Source organism: Paenibacillus guangzhouensis (assembly GCF_009363075.1).
Taxonomy (GTDB): Bacteria; Bacillota; Bacilli; order Paenibacillales; family Paenibacillaceae; genus Paenibacillus_K; species Paenibacillus_K guangzhouensis.
In genome coordinates this window covers 365,174-388,536 of the sequence record NZ_CP045293.1, presented here as the reverse complement: position 1 = coordinate 388,536, position 23,363 = coordinate 365,174, and the positions used below count along the sequence as shown (strand labels likewise).

The following is a 23,363-nucleotide window of genomic DNA, read 5'->3' as shown; positions in this document are numbered from 1 at the left end:
AGTTGTAATACATGCCTAATTTTAAAAAGCTAACGATGAATTATCTATACCGTATTCTTACTATTCATAGAGGAAAACGCCTTACATTTCAGCTCAGAGCAGCGAGCCGCCACGGCACCGCTACAGATTTTTACGATATTCGTTGGGCGTGACCCCTTCATTTTTTACAAAAAGCGAAATGAAATAGGACGTGCTCTCATACCCTACCCGCTGGGCGATATCCTGAATTTTCAGCGAGCCATCGGCGAGCAGTTCCTTCGCTTTGCCCAGACGGATGCGGGTCATATAATCGTGAATAGTCATGCCAGTCTTCTCCTTGAACAGGGACCGCAAATAGTTCGGAGACAGATACACCTGCTCTGACAAGCTGTTGATCGTGATCGGCTGATCATAATTCTGGTCGATGACGGTACGGACTTTATGTACCAGCTTCTCGTTTTTGTCCATGAACCGTTCGCCCAGCATGCTCACAGCTTCTCCAGCCATCTTCAAAATCAAGTCTTCAATTTCGTGTAAGGTCAGTGCATTATAGATGGAATAATACAGCTCCGCCCGCTTGAACCCTTCCGTAGCCGGCTTGTGCAGCTGTTCCAGCAGCTCATCAATAAGATCGATCGCCCAATCGGAAATCACCTTCTTCTTGACCCGTAAGGTTGCAAGCCCTTCCATTTGGCGGTGCAGACGCTGCGCAGCCTGCTCAAAATCCAGACGGTTAATAGCCTCAAACCATTCTTTGGCAGCAAAAGGCGGCACATGCTCGCTATAGAATTGATTCCGTACAGCCTCCGCATGAATAACCTTGCCAGTTCCCTCATAAAAACGTTCATTTAAAATAACACGACTCTGCCCATACAGGTCATGGATGTGTGATAAATCGGTTTCCTGCATGCCTACCGCGGCCGTAACAGTAAAATCGAGTGCGCCGCGAATACCTTCGGCCAGATCCTCCCAGGCATAGTGGCCCGGCTGCTGTGATGCGGCCATGAATACCCCTATTTCTCCTTCTTTAAAAGGAACAAAGATCGGCTCGAGATTTTTCAACTTAAAAAAAGAAGTCAGGAAGGTGATCAGCCGGCCCAGCCAATCCTCCAGACTATCCTGTTCGTTCTGAGCTTCCTTGGGATCGACACTGAACAAAGCCAGTGCATAGCGGGAGGTCTCTGGCAGACGGGTCAGCCGGCTGAAGCTAGCAACCAGTGCAGCGGTGCGTTCCCTATCTTTTTCATGCGAGAGCTCTTTAAAGAGGTTGGCCTTGGCCGCTTCTATAGAACGGAGCTTCATGCGCACTTCCTCACAAAGCTGCTTCACCTTCACGATAACGCTTTCAATTTCATTTAAATCAAGTGGTTTTAACAAGTAGCCGACGGCTCCTACGTTAAGGGCGGATTTGACATAATGAAACTCATCGTGACCGGTCAAGAACATCACTTGAATCCAGTCAAAACGATCGTGGATATGTTGAGCCAGCTCAATCCCGTTCATCATCGGCATCTGCACATCCGTAAGCACAATATCAGGCTCGGTGGCCTCGATCTTCTCCAGCGCCTCCATCCCGTTGCTGGCTGTTCCTACAACATAAAGTCCCATCTCTTCCCAGCGGACATGGTCTCTAAGCATCTCCATCTCGAGTTCCTCGTCATCTACCAAAAATATACTATACATCCGAGCCCCTCCTTTGTTATATGTTCCTCTATTTTGTTCTTTTCCCTTAGCCCAACCATGCTCTAAATCAGGATTTTGCAAAATTCGATCCCATCCGCTCCCGGGTACAAATAGACGAACTAAACCGTTTCGCTTTATATATTGCTGATTGAAAGCCGCTCCTTGGATTTTTGCAAAATCCTCAAATAAATGAATGTCATCTTCAAGCATGAATCGTTATTTGTCCAGATCAGCAGGGGATGTCGGGATCATCGCTGCAGAGTATATAAAGAAAGCGAAGGCTTATACGCCCCCGCTCACTGATTATAGCAGCTCTAGTTGGCTGTTGAAACAGTAGCTTTTACCCGCTTCGCCCTGCAATTCGGTGCGCTTCCCGCCCCAACGGACGGTAACGGTGCCTGGTGAATAAAGCGTAATTTTGGCCGAGGTCAATTGGCCTTCCGCCCAGGTAATGTCCACCTCCGCATTGCCTTTAGCCCGCAGTCCGGTTACAGACCCGGTGTCCCAAGCAAGCGGCAGCGCCGGCAATAGATGAATCTCTCCGCCATGGCTTTGAAGCAGCATTTCCGCGATAACCGCTGTGCCTCCAAAATTGCCATCGATGACGAAGATATTGCTTTCTGCACCCGCAATCCCCGATTTGGAGTAAGTGAACAGATTATCGAAGCACAGCCCCCCAATCAGATGGGAAATATGTCTGTAGGCCTTCTCTCCGTCATGCAGTCTGGCAAAGCCAAGTCCGAAGAGTGCGGCAGTGAATTCCACATCCTCCAAATCATCCTGCAACATCCGGTTCTCCAGCGTCACCCGGACGGCTGCACTGAGCTCTGGGGTCTGATCCGGTGTAATCTCACTGCCTGGATACAAGGCATACAGATGAGACAAATGACGGTGCTCCGGCTGACCTTCCGTATAGTCCTCCAGCCATTCCTGAAGCTGTCCTTTCCGGCCGATTTGCAGCGGCGGCAGGTTGTCAATTGCTTCCCGCAGCTTCTCCCTTAGCGCTTCGTCTATATCCAGCAATTCCGCCGATTTCAGGCAGAATTCAAACAGTTCGCGTACCAGCATTTGATCCATTGTTGATCCCATCGACAGCTGCTGCCCGCCTTCTTCTGGGTCGCCAGGATAGAAATGATTCTCCGGCGAGTTCGAAGGACCGGTAACCAGCCAGTCGTACCGGGGATGAATCGTCATATAGTCCAGATAGAAGAGCGCTGCTTCTATCAGCACCGGATAAGCCTGCCGCTCCAGAAAGTTCCGGTCCAGACTGTATTCATAGTGCTGAATTAGATGCGTAGCCAGCCACAGTCCGCCTGTTACATTCAGCCCCCATGAAGTGTCCCAGCCCGGCAGGGTGAAGCCCCAGACATTGGAGAACACATGCGCTACCCAGCCTTCGCTGCCGTACAGATTGCGCGCGGTGGATCTTCCCGCCCCAGCCAAGTCTTCCACATATCGCATCAGCGGCAAATGACTGTCCCCAAGGTTGATCACCTCTGTAGGGTAATAATTCATTTCCGTATTGACATCAAGATGATAGTCACAACTCCAGCCCATCCGGCATGCTTCGCCGTCATTCCAGATGCCTTGCAGATGCAGCGGCAGCGGAGAATCACTGCGCGAGCCGGCTATGGTCAGGTAACGCCCGTATTGCAGGAATAAAGCGAACAATTGCGGATCGTCGATTCCACCTTGCTCCAGAAGCTTAATCCGGAGGTCGGTAGGAAGCTCGGCTTTACCGGTCGTTCCAAGATCAAGACTTACCTTATCATACTGACTGCGATAATCCGCGATATGGCTTTCTTTTAACGCAGCGTAATCTTTGGATAAGGCCCGCTCCATCGTAAGGCGGCTCTCTGTTTGCCAGCTGTCATCTGTTCGCCGGTAATCTGTGCTTACCGTAAAATATATCCGGGCAGCATTTGCTCCAGTAACGGTCAAGCTCCCGTTCTCCCCGTGGACTGCACCACCAGATACCTCAACCTTGAGCAGACCGTGTGCCCATACACCGCAGGCCCCATTACTATGCACACGTTCAATGGCCTGCCCCTTGAATTCTAACGTGTTGTTATCCAATACGGTCGCCTGGAAAGACTCCGTTCCACCTTTCAGACAGACGGTGAAGGATACGCCGCCTGGCGTATCGCTCCATACCCGTGAAACCACCACATCGTCAGCATGAGAAGCAAAAACCTCGCGATGCACAGCTGTAGCGCTCTGCGAAGTCACCGCCAAGGCCACCGCAGTGGTCAAATCCAGCTCACGCCGGAAGCTGCCAGCTGAAGGAATGTCCGCTTCGACTCTGGCTGCGCCTCGCCGCTGCCCGTTCCAGTCGATGACCACCTCGCACAGCGCGAGATTCGTCCCGAAATTCCCTTTTTGCGGCTGCAAATACTGCTTAGCTAGTCGATCGCCGGTCTTGTAATCACCAGCGAAAAAGGGCTGCCGAATCTCCTCCAGTACGGCTTTTCCTACAATTGGCTGCAGCTCCGGATCGGTCTGGCCTGACCAGTAAGTGGCCTCTGTCATGTTCCATACTTCACGGTGCGGGGCGGCCATAACGACTGCCCCAATTCTTCCGTTCCCCAGCGGCAGTCCCTCAGCCCAGCCATCTGCCGGTGTGGAATACCATAGTTTAAAATTCTGCACTCCCTGTATCCTCCTATGAACAGACATCACTTCTTCGTTATGAATGACATAGCCCGGGCGTTTGATTCGTTCCGTCTTACGCCCTAGCATCGGATTTATCCAATTTAAGGTACAAAAATGCTATTTTACCGTCAATCTGAAAATCTTCGATTCTGCCGGCTCCAATGTAATATCGAGTACACCAGACGTTGCTCCTTCGATTCCTTCCCACAGGTCGTTCAGCACATACTGGGCTTCAGCGTCCAGACCGGCACGAACCAGCGAGACGGATTTCTGTGCAGCCTGTTCAAGATCGAAGTTGAAAATAGCCAAGTAAAAGGCATTCTTTTCCGGAACGTTCAGCACGAACACGTCGGAAGCGCCTTTACCAAGTCCGCCCTCTAGCGGACGGAAGGTTTTTCCCAAGCGAGCAACGTCCATAACTTCCTTGTTGCCCAGCCATGCTTTGGCCCGTTCAGCGGCCTCTGCCTTGCGGAAGTCGTCCCCGAGCAGCAGCACCGTACCGGAAATGACAGAAGCTGTAAGACGGGAGCGACCTTCATGCCAGCCTGTAGCCTCCTGGTTGAAGCTCTTGTAAATGACTGAGTGGTCAGGGTCATTATAGCGGTATAGCGTATTGCTCATCCACCAGCCATGTGTTAGCGAGTTCAGCATGTACTCCGTATCCTGCAGCTTGCCGAAGACATCGCAGGAAATCCGGCGGCTGTGAGCAAACGAATACGGGAATAGCGGGGCAATGGACAAGTTAACGAAGAACGGCCGACCGACAGCTTCCGGTGTGAGCTTTTGCTGCAAATAGGTCATGCCGTAATGGTAAGCTGCAATCCCTGTTGTGATCTCCGGGTTATGATGCTGCCCTTCCAATGCACCGTGAGCCAGGAAATCCAGCTTGATGTACTCGAAGCCCTCGGTGATGAACTTGTTCATGAACCAGTCCGTCCGCTGCAGGTTGGCTGGATGCGTCGGATCAATAGCCAGACCACCATCGACGTCAGGCAGAATTTCGCCCTCGCTGTCTCTTAGCAGAATATCGCGGTAGGTATATTTCCCGTCTGTGCCTTCAACCGGATTGTCGAAGTGGTCCGGCCCTCCCCAGAACGCAAACGGTGTCCAGTACGTTCCTGGTCTGTGGCCGTTCTTCCGGACTCGCTCCAGCGCATCCTTCATTTCTTCTGGCGTGAAGTTGTCCCAGAAAGCGTCAAAGTTGATGTACACTGTATCTTCGTTCTGGAAGCCAAGCGGCTGTACTTCATTTTTCAGAAAATCCGTGGTAGAGGTGTACAGATCATAATTCAGCTCCGCCATCGCAGCAGACCAGCTGTTCCAGCCGACCGGAACGCCGCCCTCCCAGGCCAGCGGTGCTTCAATCCAGGTATTTGCCAGGCCGTAAGCTTCCAGCCCTTCGCGATAATCATCGTAGAATCCGATGAACACCAGCGGAGATTCGATTCTCGGACCTTTCACATACCCGTGCGGCTGGAAATCACGAGTCAGTTCGCTTACCGCACCGCCATAAAGGTCGAGCTCCTGAAGCTGACCGCTAACTTCGCTTTTGATACGAATCCCGGTCTTCCAGACCTTATGGGTAACGGAACCCAGAATAATGCCGCGGCGGCTCTCCGGTGCGAACAGTGCCGTCACCTCATAGCTCTCTGTATCTAGCGGCGGCTGTACCACCGTATATCTAACCCATTTGTCATTGTCAAAAGGGACGCGCAGAACGCTTAACTCTTCTTGCTGCCCGTCTGCTCCGCCCACAGTCACTGACCGGGTCTGAACAACTGCCATACGATTCGCTTTCAAGCTCTCGTCGCCTACTGCAACGACTTGTACCAGTACATACGGTGAAGCTTCGTAGATATAAAAGTGCTGTTCCAGTTGCGGCAAAGATGGCGATTCGTGCCGAATGATCAACTCGATCCCTTTGCCGAAGCCTTCTTGCTCAATCTCACGCTGTTTTTGGAGCTGATGAACCTTGTAAAGCTCTGTATTATATTCCCGGCCTTGCCAGCGGATCGCGCTGCGGATGCCATTCATCTGTGAAACGCCGGAAGTTACGGAAGCCTCCCCTTTCTCCAGATCAATGATCAGAATTACCAGGCCGTTGCTTGCTTGCAGGAGTGTCTCATTCTTCCGTTCTACGTGTAGGGTTGTATCGTTAGTTAGCATTATTATGCCTCCTTTGGTTTGCATGCTGGATCTTGTACAGGACGATCTTATCGCTTGATAGCCCGTTCTGCCCTCATTATAAAGACACGATAAAGCGTTTTCTATGCAACGATCTTCCGATCCATACCGCGATTTAACACATCTTACAAAAGGCCCTCTCCACTCTCCTGATCATTCTTCTAAGCAGCAATCCCTGTGCAGTCCAAGAGAATAAAAAAGCGGCAGAGATGCGTCGTCTGACTCTCCCCTGCCGCTGAACTTAATTGCTGTATAAAAATGAACTTTATGAAACTAACATAGGCTCGGCGTCACTCCGGTGAAAGTATGGAATTTCATTCGCTGTTGCCAGATATCTTTGATGATCACCGATTCTTACGGTTGAAATCCGGAGGAATGTCTAGTATTACGTCCCAAGAGTCAGCTTATAAGTCTTGCCAGCCTCGGTGGCGAAACTCACGATCTCTTCTACGGTCCGGCTAGTCTGAACTTCCCGGCCTTCCTCGCTCACCAGCAGTGCTTCCTTCGTGCGAATCGTACAAGGAGTACCTAATAGTGACGTAATAGTGGCTTCCACGAGTCGTCCAGCCTTCCAGACCAGGTTCACTTCAAAGCCACCGCGAGCGCGTAAGCCCTCTATGCTGCCGTCCTGCCACTCATCCGGCAATGCAGGAAGCAGTTCCAGGTACGGACGATGCGATTGCAGCAGCATCTCGGCAATGCCGGCAGAAGCGGCGAAGTTGCCGTCAATCTGGAACGGCGGATGTGCCCCGAGCAAGTTGGCGTATACGCCACCATGGTTGTACTCCTCTGATTCGCCGTCCTTCACGAGCCGCAGCATGTTCGCAAGCAGACGCAGCGAACGGTTGCCGTCCCGGAAGCGGCCCCACAGAGCGACTCTCCAGCCGAGGCTCCAGCCGGTACTCTCGTCGCCGCGCCGCTCGAGCGAAGTCTTCGCCGCTGCGAAGAGCTCCGGCGTCTCTTCTTCCGACAACTGCCGTCCCGGGTAGACACCTACCAGGTGCGATGTATGACGGTGGTAGACATCCTCATCCTCGAAGTCCTTATACCATTCCTGCAGTTGGCCATACTTGCCGATCTGTAGCGGCAGCAGACGTTCACGGGCTGCCGCTAGCTCAGCGCGCAGTTCTTCGTCTGTTTCCAGCTTCGTCGAGGCCTCGATAACGTTCGTGAACAGCTCCCAGATCAGCGAGATGTCCATCGTGGAACTCGGGCTCACTGCCGCTACGCCATCCGGTATGCGGAACTTGTGCTCCGGTGAGGTGGAAGGCGAGGTCACCAGTCTGCCGCTGCCGTCATCAATCAGCCAATCCAGTGCGAACAGTGCCGCTTCGCGAAGAATCGGATATCCCTTCTCCCGCAAATAATCCACATCTCCAGTGAATGCAAAATGCTCCCAGACATGCTGTGTCAGCCAGATGCCGCCCATCGGCCAGTACGCCCAGCCTGGATCGCCATCGCCATAATCGCCCGCCGGAGCTGCATGTGCCCAAAGATCGGCATTATGATGCGCCACCCAGCCGCGAGTGCCGTAATTGACCCGTGCGGTCTCAGCACCGGTTATCGCTAGATTGCCGATCATATCCAGCAGCGGCTCATGACATTCCGACAGGTTGCAGATTTCAGCGGGCCAATAGTTCATTTCCGTATTGATATTGAGCGTATAGTTACTGCTCCAAGGCGGTCGCGTTAACGCATTCCAGATTCCTTGAAGATTAGCCGCCTGTGTACCAGGACGGGAACTTGCAATTAAGAGATAACGTCCATAGTGGAAAAGCAGTTCGACCAGACCAGGGTCCTTCGCGGCATACGTCGTGATCCGCTCATCGGTAGACATGTCAGGCGGAGCCAGCGGTGAGCCAAGGTTCAGCTTCACGCGGTCAAACAGCGAACGATAATCTGCAACATGGGCTTCACGCAAGGTGCCGTAGGCCTTAGCAGCCGCACCTGTCAGGTAAGCTTCTGCGATAGCGGAAGCATCTTTTCCTTCAAGACCCGGGATTTTGTCATAGCCATTGAAACTGGTAGCTGCGCTGAAGTATAGGACCGCCGTGGTTGCACCAAGAATATGTAAGCCTGTGTCATCAACGGTTACATGACCATCTGTGCTCTCAGCAGCGATGCGACCATTAAACGCCATTCCTTTCGTATTCCCTGGCTCCCCGTATCGAATCGGGTTGTCCGTTGTGAAATAGCTCGGATCTACATGCTCCGGTGCATGTCCTGCCATCACGAAGCTATCGCCCTGTGCAGACAGGCTGTGACGCAGCGGACTGTCCAGTTTGGCATGCACATTCAGTGCGCCAGGAGCGCTTGCAGTCAGACGAATGGCTAGTACCTGATCCGGGTGCGAGGCAAACATTTCACGTGTATAAGTAACATTGCCAATCTTGTATTCCAGATGATGAACAGCATTCTCGATATCTAGCGAACGCCGGTAGCCTTGATACACAGCTCCGTGCTCAAAGCGCAACAGCAGATCGCCAAAAGGCAGGAACGACTGGGTGTACGGCCCAAGCATTTGTCTGGTCAGCGTGTCGGCTTCCACATAACGCTCTTCTTCGATCAGCTGTCGAACCTTCGGCAGCACATCCTTCGCGCCAGGATTGTTTCCGTCCTTCGGATATCCCGACCATAAGGTGTCTTCGTTCAGACTGATTTTCTCCTGTTCCACTCCACCAAAGATCATCCCACCCAAACGGCCGTTGCCGATAGGCAGACCTTCAGTCCATACGCTTGCAGGTTTGTTGAATTGAAGTTTCATGCGCTCTCTCCCCATATCAATCTTTCAGTAACGTATCCAGTCTTGAATTTGAAAAAGGAATGATTAAGCAGTAAACGTGTTGTTATTAAGCTCCACTTCACTGCACACGTGGAAGGCAAACTTCTCTTCATAACCGTCCGTTTGTCCAACGCCCGCAATCTTATTATCTCTTAAGACCAGCCCCGAGGTGCTCTTGGCACTTAGTACCGGGTTCTTCCCCTGCATCTCAAAGACGTTATTCTCGATAACCACCTGCCGATGGACAGGGTTATGCTCATCAATCTCTGTATTCTCTGGAGCAATGAAAATGACCGGATGTTCACCGTTGCCACATTCGATAAAGCGGTTACCGGTAATCGTCACATCATCAACCCGGCCCGATTCATACCAGGACTCGGCGTCAACCGCGATAAGAACGGCGTTCATATGCATTCGCTCAAACGTATTGTTCGCAATGACAGCTTTGCGGCGGGTTGTTAAGAGGACGCCGCGGGTAGGTACGCGAGCGAAATGATTGTTCACCACTTCAACCTCCGGCGTCCAAGTGACGTTCTCGATCACATCGTGGTTGCCGATATCTTCTGGCACCGGTTGAGCAAGCGTCAGCAGCAGCTCACGCGGACTGACCATTTGCACATCTGTTACTTGGTTAGAGGCATAGGTAGTCAGCGCTTCGGATCGGACAAAATCAATGTCGTCTCCAGGATGAAAGGCCAAGAAGCCATACGTCTGCGGGTGCATAAAGCGCACCTTGATGACATTGTCCGCTGGCTGCTCCACAATCCGCAGATAGGTGCCGTGGACATTAACGGGATCATCATGCGACCCGGCAAAATAGCAGTCCGCCACGGTGATCTTGCCCCGGCAGCCGGACATGTGCACGAAATCAGCAAACCCTGCAACGGTTCGTCCTGTCTCCGGACGCGGCGACAGATTGATCCGGCGGAACGTCAGGTTCTCGCTGAACTGACCTACCACACCAAGACCATGGAGGAAGTGCAGGCCAACATCCGTGAAGGTAATGCCCGAGCTCCGCGTAATAAATACGCCGACCTGATCCCGAATACCATCCCGACTCTGCTGCACCTGTCCGACGACCGCCTCAGGCTGGAAATCAAAGTGCAGGCGAAGCTTCATCGGTTCCAGTTCTTCTACCCGAAGCGCCCGTTCCAGCCAGTTTTCCATCCGCCAGGTCGTATTCCGCACGGGATCATAGGTCTGCGTCGGACCTTCTGAAAAGCTCCAGCCCTCACCGATCCAGACCAGTCGACCGTCTCTGATCACATAACGTGAGTCAGGATGAATCTCCGTATCAAAGCACTGACTGCCAACAGCAGTAATCGTCATTTCAGTTACGGTCGGCCTATAGTAGTCGGTATGCAGATTGCGGATCTCGACATGTCTGCAGCCATCCAGCAGAATCATCGTCTGTTTGCCATGAAAAATAAATAAAGAACCATTACCCTCCAGCGTCACCTGATTCTGGTCTTTCAGCAATAGACCTATCGTCTTGGTCACATCACGGTTCTCTTCTTCACTGGCAGTATTCGTAATGTTATAGGGCTCCCGAATGGCTTTATCCGGGTAGAAATGATAGGTTCCCTTCGGGCAATCCAATATAACTGGACCGGAAATGTTGGCAGCAGCCTGAAGAGCGGCAGCCATAGCTGTCTGCGTATCCTGCTCCGAATCCGGACGGGCACCGAAATCGGTAAGCCAGAGAATGGTTGGAGAAGCTGCGGCTCCTTTTTCTTTCGAGTTAATGAGTAACCCCGCCTTTCAAACATTGTAACTGCTTAATAAGAGGTGATATAAACTCTCTTTTTCTGTTTATCAACTGCAAAGTAATTTCATAATTCGCAAACTGGTGCCCTGGCTCTGTTCATCCTTTTGACCCGTAATCCGCACCTTTACCGCTATTTCCTGGCGCTGCTCCTGCACGGGGAACATAGCGATAATGGGGCGAAAAGCCATAGGACACCATTCGTCAAAGAGGTTAACAGCAGTGTAAGGGCTGCCATTAACAGAATATTCAAAAATCCCGCTATCCGGGCCGTACAGCAGAAGCAGACCTGCTTGTTGGCCGGTGACCGTGTAACTGTATTCTGCCTCCAGACTGTCTGTATACAGATGTTCGGTATCGAAGCGCCAGTTCATCAGCGGGTCATCGGCAGCCAGCTTGCGCAGTTCGAACTCCTCACCGTGTCCTGTGCGGAAGCTTAACAGGCTGCCGTATTCGTAATTGTGTTCTTCTAGCGCCGGGAGGCCAAGGATATCAGATGACTGGGCAGCAGCCGAAGCACCTGGAATCAGTTCTGCGTCCAGGTACTCCCGCAAATAACCCGCATAAAGCGCATGCCCATCATCATTGGGATGATAGCCATCCGGCGCAAGAGCCATCCACTCCATCCGTCCCGCCGTGGTCTCTTTATAGACCCGGCCTGCGAAGTTGACGGACGGAACTCCATAATGCTCCGCCACTTCTTCGTGCACGGCAATGTTAAACGGATTGCTGCCCGACAGATTTTTCTCCGCTGCCGTGTAGAGGAAACACAGATCCGTCTCCGGAGAGAGCCGTCCCATTTGCCGCACAATTCCCTCCATGCCCCGGATGGATTCTTCCCGGTCACTTTCGTTGTCATTGACGCTGAATTCAACGAACATCAGGTCAATCCCTCCTTGCAGAAGCACATGCTCCTGCAGCCGGTGTGCGCCCAGCGTGGAGTTCGTTCCTCCGACCCCGGCGTTGATAAAAGTGAATGCCTTGTTCGGAAAACGTTCCTGCAGATATTTCCCGGTGAGTGCTCGCCAGCTATGCGTATCTGCCTCAGAAGCGCCTGCTCCTTCAGTAATGGAGCCACCTAAAAAGGCTACGGTTACATGCGATTGATTCCCAAGTTTCCCATTGATTCCTGGCAGTCCCCGGCGCGGGACGATAAAGTGATGATTACAGTGTTTCTCCTCCGACATGAACTCTTCCTCCGTCCATTTCTCTTGATCGAATTGGGCCTGATTTCCCGGAAATGAAAGAAATCAGGTGCCGGGTCTATCATACAGCACCTGAATATGATTTCAATTATTATTTTTTCGTATTGTCATACGCTTTTTGTAAAATTTCCAGGTAACGATCAAGCTTCAGGTTCTCCAGACCTTTTACATAATCATCCCAATCCTTGTTAATATCCTTGTTGCCGGTGATAAATTGCAGCTCATTCTGCTCGATATAGTTTCTGAGGTTCGTTTGCAATAAGCTGGCTTCATCAATCTCGGCAGGATCGATCCAGATTGACCAGATTGGGAAGATGTCTTTTGGCTCATGGCCTTGGTAGAGCAGCGTCGCATCATACAATCTGCGTTCATAACCGTTGGAAGCATAGATATCTGTTGCTTGAACAAACGTATCACGGTAATCCTTCGGCATAAAGAAGTGACCCATACCGCTCCAGCCTGCATTACGCGGTGCTTCGCCTTCCTTCATCGGGATGGACTTCACCACCGGCTTCACATCTTTGCCAAGTGCAACATCGCCCGGTTCCGGATCTGTCCAGTCAATGCCTTTCATACCGCTTCCTGCATTCGTTTGTCCTTCTGGGGTGAACATGTAGTCAACCATTTTAATCAGTGCGATTTGTGCTTCTTCGCTGGCTTTGTTCGTAATGACAAACTTCGCGCCTGGAGCTACACCGCCAGCGTCATGAGTTGCATAAGAGATTCCGTTCGGTCCAGTAAGCGGCGGTACCGGATTGTAATGAGCGGAACGGGTGTTGCCTGGATCAATGTTGATGAAGATCGCCGGGTGCATCCCTGCGCCTGCGCCAAGAATTTCTGCACCGGCATTTTCACCGATTTTCTTGAACGCTTCTGCGTTCTGTGTAAAGGCACCTGGGTCGATCAGCCCTGCATCGAACAAGGACTTGATGTAAGTCAATCCTTCTTTCCATTCTGGCGAGATTGCTGCGGATTGTACTTTTCCAGCAACCAGATTCAGATAGTTGCGGTCATCGTCGTAGACGAAAGCGTTCATCAGGAATGGAATAATCCGTACGCCGAAATCTTCAGTAGAACCGCTCAGCGGTACTTCATCAGCCTTGCCATTGCCGTTCGGATCTTCGCTTTTAAAGGCTTCCAGCACTTGCTTGAATTCTTCGGTTGTTTTTGGCATTTCCAGGTTCAGCTTCTTCAGCCATTCGGTATTGATCCACATCTTGTTCGGGTAGGAACAGTGGAAACATTCTGTAAAGGCGCCAAGACCATAAATATTGCCGTCCGGTGCTGTATTAAATGTTTTCATTGCAGGATAATTTTCCATCGCTGCTTTGATATTTGGACCATACTTATCAATCAGATCATTCAGCGGGAGAAGTACGCCTTGCTTACCGTATTTCAGCAGATCTGCCTGGGAGAACTGGTCGATATAGTGGGTCAGCATGTAGGCATCCGGGTAGTCGCCGCTCGCAAGCGAGATTTGGCGTTTTTCTTTGGCCCCGTCTGAAGGGTTGATCTGCCAGTTGAATTTGATATTGAATTTCTCTGAAACAAATTGAGTAAATTTGTTAGTTGGGATATCAATCCCGGATTCCTGAACAGAAAACACGCTAATGTTCACCGGCTTGCCGGAACCTTCGGAACCTGCATTCCCGGTCTGACCGCTGGATGCGTTATCTATATTTTTACTTGCGCATCCGCTAAGCACAACCGTGAATATCATAACCAGCATTAATAATGTTACCATGCTCTTCTTCAAATCTGATCACTCCCTTTTATAGTTTTGCAGGTGAGGCTTGAACGCATGTTCTAAAGCTGCCCGCATCCCCCCTCTCAGGTGAAGTTGATACTGGATCAGCCCTTTACAGACCCGACCAGCATCCCTTGCACGAAATAGCGCTGTACGAACGGATAGATTACAAGTACAGGCAATGTAGCGACTACAATCAAGGCATATTTCAACAATTCGGCAAGCTGCTGACGCTCTACCATCGCCGCTGCGTCCATGTTGCCCGAGCTATTGTTCTGGATGATGATACTTCGCAGGACAAGCTGAAGCGGGAAGAGGTCTGCAGATTTCAAATAAATCAAAGCATCAAAATACGCATTCCACTGGCCTACTGCATACATGAGCACGAGTACAGCAATGATCGGTTTTGACAGCGGGATGACCACACTCCAGATGAAGCGCAGATCGCTGCAGCCGTCAATTTCGCTGGCTTCCAAAAGCTCTTCCGGAATAGAGGATTGGAAGAACGAGCGGGCGATAATGACCTGCCAGACCCAAATGGCGTTCGGGATTAGCAGCGCCCAGCGAGTATCAATCAGATGAAGCTGTTTGACTACCATATAAGTGGGGATCAGTCCACCGCTGAAGATCATCGTGAAGGTAATCATCATCATCAGCGTATTCCGTCCGAAGAAACCTTTACGGGACAGCGGATATGCAATCATGATCGTCAGAATCACACTGATGATCGTTCCGGCCGCGGTATAGAAAATAGAGTTGGCGTAGCCGGTAATAATCTCTGACGTATTGAACAGTACCTTGAAGCCCTTAAAGGAAATATCTACAGGCCAGAGCCACACTTTGCCAGACGTAACGGCTGCCGGACTACTGATTGAACTGCTGAGAATGAAGATAAGCGGATAAATAACCGCGATCGCTACAAGAATCAGCACAATATGAATTGTGATCAGAAATGCACGGTCTCCTGCGGATTCTTTAATCTTCTTTTGAACTGCTATTGCCATAGGTGTGCTCCTTTCCTACCAGATGCTGTTGTTGGTAATTCGCTTCGCCAGACCGTTCACGGTCAGCAGTAGAACCAAGTTGATTACCGAGTTGAACAATCCGACTGCTGTTGCAAAGCTATAGTTGGCATTCAGCAGTCCGACCCGGTACACATAGGTTGCTATGATCTCGGAATTGGCAAGGTTAAGCGGGTTCTGAAGCAGATAGACTTTTTCAAAGCCAAGTGCCATTACATTACCAACGTTCAATATCAAGATGATCACAATGGTGGGCATAATTCCCGGCAAGTCGACATGTCGGATTTTTTGAAAACGTGACGCCCCGTCTATCTTGGCCGCTTCATACAACGTAGGATCAATACCTGCAAGCGCTGCCAAATATATCACGGCGCTGTACCCCGCAGTTTGCCAAATATCAGACCAGACATAGATTGAACGGAACATCCCTGGCTCGCCCAGGAAATTCACGGAATGGAAGCCGAAGAAATTCAGAGCGATATTGGCAAAGCCCAGCCGCGGTGCCAGGAATAACATGATGATCGATACCATGACGACCGTAGAGATGAAATAAGGTGCAAACGATACAAGCTGAAAGAATTTCTTGAATTTGGTGTTGCGGACCTCATTAATCATTAATGCCAGAAGGATCGGAATCGGAAATCCTGCCAGCAGTAGATATCCGCTCAGCATGATTGTGTTCTTTACAAGTGTCCAGAATAATGGATTTTCGAAGAACAGCTCAAAATTCTTGAAGCCGACCCAAGGACTCTCCCAGATCCCCTTGATTACGTTGTAGTCCTTAAAAGCAAGCACCGCATTAAGCATCGGATAATACTTAAAGACGAGGAAAAACAACAAGGGCGGAATCACCAGCAGATATAGCTGCCAGTACTTATTGATACTCTTGCGGGCATTGTACAAGAAACCCGTTTCCTTTCTCTTCGCTAGCGACGGTTGATTTAAGATGATTTCTTTTTCCAGAGTAATCTCCCCCCTAAAAACTGCTTCTTTTGTGTATGGTTTGATTTGATAGCGCTTTCCCGCCTTGATCATAGTAGATTTTTCGGACTCAAGGATAGGTACAATTCGGCGTTCTAGCGTACACTTCACCTGTTTTTAGGGGCACAAAATGGCGGTGTACAGCCATTTTTCCGTATTTAGGGGCTACAGCCTATGAAAAAGGGCTGTACGGTCCCGAACCTGGGATCGCACAGCCTCAGCCGCTGAATAGTTTATTCGCTGGCAGATTGTCTGTAGGAGCTTGGTGAAACGCCGATCAAACGCTTAAAGGCACGCCGGAATGAGTGTGAGCTGTTATAGCCCACCCGTGCTGCGATCTCGTCCACCGTAAATCCGCTTTCTTTTAACAAAATTTCAGCCTGGTCCATTCTTACCTTCACCAAATGATCAGAGAAATTGACGCCAGTGACCTCCTTAAACAGCTGAGAGATATATTTCTCGGGACGTTCAACATATTCAGCAACCCGGTACAGGGTCAACTCGGAGTCAGTGTACATTTGTGCCGTATACTCCTTGATCTGCTTGACTATCTGGATATGCGTATCCTTCTTCTTGCTCGCAATCAGTCCGCAGAGCTCTTCCATAATGCTGTAAAATTCGGCTTGAATCGCCTCCAGCGGTTCTGACGAACCGATATCGATGACCCGTCGTTTGACATTTTCAATAAACGAATATTCCGTGAATGCTTTTTGGTCCAGTAGCTTGAGGAATGTCCCTTTCATCTCGCCAACCAGCTGGTGCTTCATTTCAATGGACAATTCCCGCTGCTCCATATTCTGCTGAATGATGGCATGAACGATCCGTTTGGCCTCCTCCAGTTCACCAGCTCGGATGGTACTGATCAGACGCTGCTCTGAATCGAGCGGGTAATAATAGGTCGTGGTCTCGGTCTGAACTTCACGGTTCCACACCATTCCCTTTTTATTCATATAGACGGCATACTCTAGCGCCTGCTTCGCCTGGTCAAAAGACAGACTAACGTCCGTTACAGACGCGAAACGGTCGCCAACGCCAGCCTGGATTGTGATTCGGTATTCACCAAACACATACTGTGCCAAATTCTCTATAGTACAGGTAATCCCTTCAACCTCATGATCCATCCCGTTATCTTCCGCTGTAGAGAAAAATAGCACCACTACTTTATCGGAATCACTATCGGTCACGACTGCATTCACATCAAGCTCCGCCAAAGCCTGCTTGAGCAGCAAACGGGAAGCATTTAGCTCGTTCAGAATTTCTACACTGTCCATCCCGGCATAGCCGCTGATCTGCAGTATTCCGACGTAACCGGTACCTTGCTGCAGACTGATATCCCCTTGCTTTGCGGCAGACAGGATCTCATCGCGCGACTTGAATTCCCCGGCAATGAGCCGTTTCAAGAACGCGTCCCGGATCAGTGGAAGCTGCCTATCAAGCTCTGATTCAAGCAGCTTGTTCTTGGTCAGCATATCGGAAATGTTCCCGCTTAAGAAGTCGAATTCGTTCTTTGTCGTCCCCTCTTCCTTGCCGAATTGTTCTTTCATGACGCTGAGCAGGCGGTTAATTGGCGCGCTGTTGCGATAAGCAAGAAACAGTCCCGCAATCAGACCGATCAGCATCGTGCTGCCGGTAATCAGCCAGCTCATTTCCTTGATCTTGTTCGCATTCTTAAGCAGTACATACCGGGGAATTCCGGCACGGTACACCCAGCCATTGGTCGTCGAACGGGTGGTAATGACGAGATCATCCTCGTAAAACTGACTGACTTTGTTCTTGTCGAACTCCGTATCTTCAGCCATCTTCCTCATCTTTGCCTCTTCGCTTCCTTGCAGCACAATGGTATATCCATCCGCATCGCTGATATGCACCCAGCCACCGTAACGCTCAGTCAAGCTGGACAGCAGATTGGCAATTATTTTCTCATCAATAATCACAACAGCAACGGCCGGCGAAGAATCGTTGAAGCTGTCCAGCGGGAGTGATTGCATATACGTGATGACAGAGGTATCGAATCCTCGGCTGACAAAGGCGCTAAGTGGCTTGATGTCACTCCGGTGTGTTTTGTCCAAGACCTCTTTTTTCCATTGCTCAAAGGATAAACCACTGTAATGAAAATTGGCATAGTAATGATCTGGCCTGTAGGATGATCCCGGTGTCAGTATCAGGTTGTAATTGGAAAGATAGATATAATAATTTTGTAAAAAATCGTTGGTCTGTCCGAACGTCAGTACATTGCGCATCGCTCTCCAGATTCCATATACATTCGTATCATTGTCCCGCTCGTTCATCAGAACATTCAATTCCTGATTGACCGCAAGCTGACGGGTAAACCCCTCCACTTCCGCCATACGGCGCTCCAAAATCTCCTGGCTCTTCTGAAGCTGGGTCACGCTGTTCTCGATTGAGATCGACTGGGTTACAGAGACTGATGTCAGATAAGAAATATATCCGCCAATGCTGGGAATTATCAAAATAACCACATAGGAGATCAAGAATTTCCTAAAGACATTAGAGTATTTAAGCATAGGTAGATCCTCTCCTCGGGTGGTAATGGTAGCGCTATCATAGTCATAGATTATAACATTTTCCTGTGTAGTCAAGTTTTTACTATACCATGCATTCCTTGATACTACGGTCTGTCGGAATACCATAAAAAGCAGCGATAAGGTCTTGTAATCACTGCTTTTTATCGTTAATTCCGATTCTTGCTCTTTCCAGTGTCTCGCGATTCCTGTCCCTGAGCTGCAGGAATCGTCAATAATCGAGGCCAAAACTTCTACCATTGGCCTTTCAGTCTTATGTATCGCCCCTTGTACATTCATAAAGAAGGGGCCATTGTACGGCCCCTTCTTCTCTAAACTGCCCTCATTACTGCTTTCATTCTTGTTCTGTCCACTCTTCTCCAGCGAGCCCCCGCTTCGCCACATGATCCGTCGAAGCTTCTTCAATATTGCCAAATGCCCAGTGCGATGATGGAACATCGATCCAATGCAGCTGAGGTACGCCGGTAAGCGGCCCTCTACCAAGCACTCTGTTGAATACAGTTACAGCTTCGGCCCGTGTTAATTGGGCATTTGGACGGAAGGTACGGTCCTGATAGCCGCTCAGAATTCCCGCACCCTGTGCCTTCAGAATGGCATTCTTTGCCCAATGGCCGCCGATGTCTATGAAGCCGTGTCCAAGAGTAACGGATTTGGGACCCAAAGCAGCAATCAAACTAGCCATTTCAGCCCGGGTCAACGGCTGGTTTGGCTTGAAGGTGCCGTCCTGATAGCCTTTCATCAGCCCCAGCCTGGCAGATTTGCCGATGGCTGCTGCGCCCCAGTAGCTTGACGGCACATCAGTGAACGTTACATCCGGCCCTGCAGCGTCACGATCAGTAGAGTTAGCAAGCAGTGTAGCCATCTCAGCCCGGGTAAGCTTGGCATCCGGCTTGAACAATCCGCCAGGATATCCCTTAATATATGCCGTGTGATGCAGCACTTCATCATTCTTCACCTCTGGAGTTGGTGAAGGCGATGGGCTAGGTACTGCAGTTGGAGCAGGCGTCGCTATCGGCTGCGTTACCGGAGTCGACGGGCCCGAAGGGCCTGACGGATCTGTAGGCTGTGATGGTCCGGTTGGTGTTGTCGGCCCGCCAGGCGTTGCTACCGTGAAGATCAATTGGTCTGTAAACATCAGCTCTCCCGATTTTTTAACCGCCTTTAATGTATGAGTACCGCTCTCCAGACCGGTAATTCTAAAAATCTCCTGTCGAATCTTCCGGCTCGGATTATGGGCATTCCCGGTCTCCTTCAACTGACCATCCACATAGATATCCACTTCGCCCTGCTGTGGTCCTGTAGGTGTGATCATTCGAATGCCGGTGCCTTTGAATGTTAATGTAAAGGAATCACCATTTGCTTCCGTATAATGAACATCGTTATGATAATCACCACCGAAGCTGAAGCTCAGATTCAGTGTGCCCGTCTTCTGTGCCGCCAGATAGGCCTTCTTCAGCGTCACTCGATTGCCGTCAACGGTGTAATCGGTACCTGGAACCAATTGATACGATCCGCTTGTAATGCCGCTGAAGATATCCGGCTGCTGCAGCAAAGAAACTTCAAGATCGCCCTGTGCAGGATCACCTTTATCAAAGGTAGCCAAGACAGGCTGAATCAGATCTGGAATTTCCACTTTCAGCATATCCAGCAGCATGAATTGGCCTGATTTCTTGACCGCTTTTAGTGCGTGGCGCCCTTCCGTCAGTCCTGAGATACTGTACAGCTTCTGTTGTGCCAAACGCCCGCTGTTCAGGTGAGCGCTTACCGTTTCCTTGAATTGACCGTCAATATAGATATCCATATCGCCTTGGGATTCGTGCTTCTCAGTAAACAACTGGATACCGGTACCTCTAAAGGTGTATTCGAAGAAATCACCATCTTTCTCCGCATACTGCACATCGTCCTTGTAATCGCCCATGCCTCTTCCCGAACTGCGCGACCAGGAGCCATTATAGACGATACCTGGCTCGTCATTGTTGATCAAGACATAACGCACACCTGTCGAATCGCTAATTTCAATCGTCAAGTATTGCGGGTTACCCGAACTGAAGATCACACTCAGCTTCAGCGTGCCGGATGTCTGACGGGCCAAATATTCCTTCTTGATAACCAATTTACCGCTTCCCACCGCATAATCGTCTTCAGTTAGCGCCTGACCGTCATGTTCCACCCCGGTCAGCGTGTTGCCGTTCAGGATCAGGTTCGCCGCCACATCCTTCTGCTGTTCTATAGCTTTATCAAAGCTGGCAGAAGCAGGATCAATGGTACTGTTCTGTCCCCCGGTAGGAGTCTCTGTAGTCACTCTCAGAGCATCCAGCAGCATGAACTGGCCAGACGATCCCTTTGCTACTTTTAGGGTATGTGTGCCGTTGGTCAGCCCGGAGGCACTGTACAGCACCTTCTGCACTTCTCTTGGCCCGTTAGTATAAGCGCTTGCTGTCTGCTGCGCAACATCGTCAAGTGTGATGATCATATCCCCTTGGGATTCATGCTTCTCTGTTAGTAGGTCAATTCCTGTGCCTGTAAAGGTTAATTCGAAGGAATCGCCATCACCCTGCGTAAAATGCACATCATCCCCATAGTCGCCCATCCCCCGATCTGTGCTTTTGTTCCACAAACCGGTATAAACGATTCGGCTATCATCATTGTTGACGTAGACGACATTTGTTACGGTTGCAGCATCCGGTGCCACCGTATTGGCAGCAGAATTCTGTTCACTTTGCGGCGTAGTATTAGCTGAACCAGTACCAGAAGAATCTTTTATCATTACACTGTAATCCTGATCCGCATCACTTTGCTCTTTGCCGCCATTGCGCTGCCAACTTCCTGTATAACGTATCCCGGTATCGTCATCATTCACGGCGGAAGTGCCGCTCTGCGCTGTCACTTTCAACATCCGCGAAGCATGCGGCTCGAGCAAACCGCCACTGAATCCCTTATCAAAGGCTCCAAGTTCTGAATGACTCCACAGATCACGAACGGAAGCCGGACCATCCAGACCGATATCGCTCCAATTAACCTTCACTTCAGCACTCCGGCTGCCCAGATTGAACAAAGCCACGTTATACGTGCCGTCTCCATTATTGGCATACCAGACCTGCTGCTTCGTGTCGATGGATACTGGATGAGCCGGACGACCCATCTGATTGACTGCGATCACCTCTTTATTGGTAAGCAGCTGCAATCCGTAGCTATCCAGGTTGGTCATGTCATTTCCAATATAAATCGGTACCGCAGAGATGGCCCAGAACGTCATTGCTGACTGCCGCTCATCCTTCGTGAGACCATCAACAGCCCCATTGCCCACATTCAATGTGTCAAAATCATTCCAGCCGCCAGGACCCGCATCACGCCACCAGATGGCTGCTTCCGGGAACAAACGGGCGATATTATTCCATTCGGTTAAACCTTTACTGCTATCGTAAGATTCCACATCCCAGTGGATACGCCAGCCATTGGCATGTTCTTTCCAGAAGTCCGCGTAGTTGTGATCCAGCGCCCAGGACAGCTCGTACCAGATGTTGTTTCTGCCAAGAGCCTTAGACCAAGCTTCAACATCCCCTCGGGCGTCGCGGCTCAGGTCGTTAATGCCTGACCCCGGGGTAACACTGTCAAATTTGACAAAGTTGATGCCCCACTCACCCAGCATATCCGCGATGGAATCGATATACTTCTGTGCACATGGATTGGTGAAATCAATTTTATACGTATAGGAATTCCAGTAATCCATAATTGTGAGCGGCTTGTGCGTCATATCCTGCATCCGGCATTGTCCGCCCGTTCCGTAGACCTCCAGATTTTTATTGTAAGCTTCAATAGATAGCCCCGGAATCAGATAGATTCCAATCTTCTGCCCATTGTTATGGACATAATCGATAACCTCCTGGAATCCGTTCGAATACAGCTCCTTATTCGGAATCGGTCTGCCGTACTGATCCATATCCCCATTCCAGCCAGCATCAATATTAATGTAATTGTAGCCATAGGGCTGAAGCGTGTCACGCATTGCATCCGATTGTTTCTTTATCACCTCTGCCGATGTCCACTTGGTCGATGGATCGTATACCTGCATACTGTAGGTACTCCAACCCATGTAAGGTTTCTCTGCCAAATCTGCATTTTTGGCATAGGCCACTTGGCCGGTTGTTCCCGTAAAGCCAAACTGTGCTGCAACCAGAATGAATACCAATAAACCCATTAACAACCTTTTTCCAATAACGTTCAAAATACTTCATACCCCCTTATATCATTGGTCAATTGACAGCGCTTTCCTTACGCTAAAAGCATAGTGGATGCCTGATGGCCAGGGTAGGTACAATTCGGTATTTTGGCGTACAAATATCCAGATCATGGGGGGGCAAACCTGCCCTAGAAGGGACATTTTTCCTTAAAATTAATAAAACAGGAGATTATGTGCAGAACGATTCCGCCCTCTCCTCTATTTTTACCCGGACTTCTATTGCTTTGCTTACGGCAGCATGTGTGAATATATAAAAATAGCAGTTCAAAGTTGCCTTTGAGCTGTTGTTTTTATTAACTCATATATTCGCATAATGAAATCCATCACTTTTTGCCGTTTCAGGCATGTTCCTTATACTATAGACAGCGGAAGCGAGGTTTCAAACTCCTTCAAGCCAATCACAAACCTATCCACTACTTGATCAGTTCCTGGATGAAAACAGAGTATCCGTAAAGTCCCTCCTTTGTTCGTAAGTGCTAAATGGAACACCTATTCAAAATGTTCAATTAAATAGTTAGTAAGCATAATAAAAAAACAGCAAATCAAATGATAATTGATTTGTTGGCTTCTTTTTTATATC

At 50.0% G+C, this 23,363-nt stretch carries 11 protein-coding genes; all 11 read right to left on the bottom strand.

The window, feature by feature from the left end; all coding sequences use genetic code 11:
• Positions 1-120: 120 nt before the first annotated feature.
• Positions 121-1,872, bottom strand: coding sequence for a response regulator (locus tag GCU39_RS01800; RefSeq protein WP_227793411.1), 1,752 nt, complete (start codon positions 1,870-1,872; stop codon positions 121-123).
• 93 nt (positions 1,873-1,965) lie between these two features.
• The gene (locus GCU39_RS01795) at positions 1,966-4,311 is read right to left on the bottom strand and encodes a glycoside hydrolase family 95 protein (RefSeq protein WP_152391935.1); all 2,346 of its coding nucleotides are present in this window, start codon (positions 4,309-4,311) and stop codon (positions 1,966-1,968) included.
• A 120-nt stretch (positions 4,312-4,431) separates the two neighbouring features.
• Complete coding sequence (locus GCU39_RS01790; RefSeq protein ID WP_152391934.1) at positions 4,432-6,480, bottom strand: alpha-galactosidase; 2,049 nt, start codon at positions 6,478-6,480, stop codon at positions 4,432-4,434.
• A gap of 403 nt (positions 6,481-6,883) precedes the next feature.
• Positions 6,884-9,262, bottom strand: a complete 2,379-nt coding sequence (locus GCU39_RS01785; protein ID WP_152391933.1) for a glycoside hydrolase family 95 protein — start codon at positions 9,260-9,262, stop codon at positions 6,884-6,886.
• A 63-nt stretch (positions 9,263-9,325) separates the two neighbouring features.
• Entirely contained in the window at positions 9,326-10,927 is a 1,602-nt protein-coding gene (locus tag GCU39_RS01780; RefSeq protein ID WP_152391932.1) for a right-handed parallel beta-helix repeat-containing protein, read from the bottom strand.
• A gap of 168 nt (positions 10,928-11,095) precedes the next feature.
• Positions 11,096-12,232: an SGNH/GDSL hydrolase family protein gene (locus GCU39_RS01775; RefSeq protein WP_152391931.1), complete on the bottom strand. Its 1,137-nt coding sequence runs from the start codon at positions 12,230-12,232 to the stop codon at positions 11,096-11,098.
• Positions 12,233-12,341: 109 nt separating this feature from the next.
• Complete coding sequence (locus GCU39_RS01770; RefSeq protein ID WP_152391930.1) at positions 12,342-14,006, bottom strand: extracellular solute-binding protein; 1,665 nt, start codon at positions 14,004-14,006, stop codon at positions 12,342-12,344.
• 95 nt (positions 14,007-14,101) lie between these two features.
• Positions 14,102-15,001, bottom strand: a complete 900-nt coding sequence (locus GCU39_RS01765) for a carbohydrate ABC transporter permease (protein WP_152391929.1) — start codon at positions 14,999-15,001, stop codon at positions 14,102-14,104.
• A 15-nt stretch (positions 15,002-15,016) separates the two neighbouring features.
• Positions 15,017-15,871, bottom strand: a complete 855-nt coding sequence (locus GCU39_RS01760) for an ABC transporter permease (protein ID WP_152397041.1) — start codon at positions 15,869-15,871, stop codon at positions 15,017-15,019.
• A gap of 362 nt (positions 15,872-16,233) precedes the next feature.
• Positions 16,234-18,480 (bottom strand): helix-turn-helix domain-containing protein, encoded by a 2,247-nt coding sequence (locus tag GCU39_RS01755; protein ID WP_227793409.1) that lies wholly within the window; start codon positions 18,478-18,480, stop codon positions 16,234-16,236.
• Between the two features lie 397 nt (positions 18,481-18,877).
• Entirely contained in the window at positions 18,878-22,768 is a 3,891-nt protein-coding gene (locus GCU39_RS01750) for a X2-like carbohydrate binding domain-containing protein (protein ID WP_152391927.1), read from the bottom strand.
• Between the last annotated feature and the right edge of the window lie 595 nt (positions 22,769-23,363).